At 58.8% G+C, this 1,626-nt stretch carries 3 protein-coding genes; 1 reads left to right on the top strand and 2 read right to left on the bottom strand.

Going from position 1 to position 1,626, the window contains the following annotated elements:
- The first annotated feature begins 118 nt into the window (after positions 1-118).
- Positions 119-835, top strand: a complete 717-nt coding sequence (locus ACIPUD_RS39755; RefSeq protein WP_446482990.1) for an IS66 family transposase — start codon at positions 119-121, stop codon at positions 833-835.
- Between the two features lie 39 nt (positions 836-874).
- On the opposite strand, the gene ACIPUD_RS39750 is transcribed toward ACIPUD_RS39755, so the two are convergent.
- Both ACIPUD_RS39750 and ACIPUD_RS39745 read right to left on the bottom strand, forming a co-directional pair.
- Positions 875-1,006, bottom strand: a complete 132-nt coding sequence (locus ACIPUD_RS39750; RefSeq protein ID WP_446482989.1) for a hypothetical protein — start codon at positions 1,004-1,006, stop codon at positions 875-877.
- 300 nt (positions 1,007-1,306) lie between these two features.
- Positions 1,307-1,626 (bottom strand): ATP-binding protein (locus tag ACIPUD_RS39745; RefSeq protein WP_446482988.1); only part of this gene is annotated, 320 nt, incomplete at its 5' end.

The following is a 1,626-nucleotide window of genomic DNA, read 5'->3' as shown; positions in this document are numbered from 1 at the left end:
GAAGCTCCTGCACCAAGCCGGCAAGTCCGCCGATCAGCAAGCCGCCTGACCTTCACGCAACGCCATCGTAGAACTCGCCGCGCTCGCGCGCATGTGTCAATCAGGCGGCCTTCGTCGTATGCGTACGACCCAGTCGCCATTTGTGCGCGAGATGATCGAGCGCCTGCAGGCGGTCTATGCGATCGAAGCGGAGATCCGTGGCATTAGTGCCGAGCAGCGGCTTGCCGTCCGGCGCACCAGGAGCGCACCGCTGATGGCGGCGCTCAAGGCGCGACTGACCGAGATGGTCGACCAGCTCTTTTCCCAGTCGAAGCTGACGGTCGCCATCAACTACGCGCTCAACCACTGGGACGGGTTGACGCTGTTTGTCCGCGACGGCCGCATTGAGGTCGACAGCAATACGGTCGAGCGTTCCATGCGCCCGATTGCATGGGAAGACGCAACTCGTTGTTCAGCGGCAGCGAGGGTGGCGCCGAAAGCTGGGCAATCCTGGCCTCGCTGGTCAACACGGCAAAGCTCCATGAAGCACTCGAGCCAACGCCGATCACTGTTTTGTTTGAGCCAATTTCCAGTGGGCGCATCCGGCCCGGTCGAAGCCGACCAAGGTCTTCTCCTTGCCATCGCAAGGCGCGTCGTTGCTATCCATAAGGAGAAGGGATTCACGTTTGTAAGGCGCCGAACAAGCACGGCCGTATTGGCAACCCTGCCCCTCGCCTCCCCCTTCCGTACCGGTACAGTCTATGGTTCCGATTACCTGGATCTCGCGCGGACTATTGTCATTGCAGTACCCGAAGCTGTACGAACGACACAACTCATAATTCAGATCTTTGGTTGATCTGACCTGAACTACCTCGCCTCCAAGGCCGCCCGTCGCTCAGACGCCAAAGCCGTTGAGGGTCTCCAATCGCACATTGTTCGATCCGAGCACCGAAGAGACGCCGAGGACGACAGCAAGTCCGCCGAGCACGCGCAACCAACGCTTGATGTGCTTCATCGTATCCTTCATAGGCACATGCTCTCTCTTGGTGCACACACATATCCGCGGACTCGGCTCTCCTCCACCTAAAACTTTTAGAATCTTAAGGTTTGAGTCTGTGTGACCGTGAATAGGACTCACTGTTACCCGGAAAATCAGCCCGAGGACCGGCAGTCTCGAACTCAAATGCTGAACTGGAGTAGGCCATCAGCATGCGGCGTTAACGCCATCAGATCGTCCTCAATAAGGCGGGATCGGAATATCGGAGCCATGCTACACATCGTGGCTCCCGGAGCCCCCCTGCTCGACGACGCACTCGACCTAAGACGCTCAAGAGACCTGTACCGCCCGATCCACGCCCTCCGGCGCAACGGGCATGCTGAACTGAAAGACGGCTCCGCGAGGATCATTGGCGCCGGCCCACATTCGGCCCCCGTGCGCCTCAATAATAGAATGGCAAATCGCCAGCCCCATGCCCATGCCTTCGGATTTGGTGGTGTAAAACGCCTCGAACACGCGGTCCGCGCTGTTTGGATCGAGTCCCGGACCCGTATCCCGAAAAGCGACCAATACATTATTCGAGCCATCAGTCCGCGTAGCGATCAGTAACTCGCGCTGGCCTTCGTTGATCTCGCTCATTGCCTCTATGG

This window comes from Bradyrhizobium sp. CAR08 (assembly GCF_052871955.1).
The sequence above is the reverse complement of the archived record's forward strand: the minus strand, read 5'-3'. Positions and strand labels throughout refer to the sequence as shown.

Excerpts from the sequence above, each read along its gene's own strand:
- ACIPUD_RS39750 (WP_446482989.1), bottom strand. The coding sequence starts at position 1,006 with ATGAAGGATACGATGAAGCACATCAAGCGTTGGTTGCGCGTGCTCGGC.
- ACIPUD_RS39755 (WP_446482990.1), top strand. The coding sequence starts at position 119 with ATGCGTACGACCCAGTCGCCATTTGTGCGCGAGATGATCGAGCGCCTG.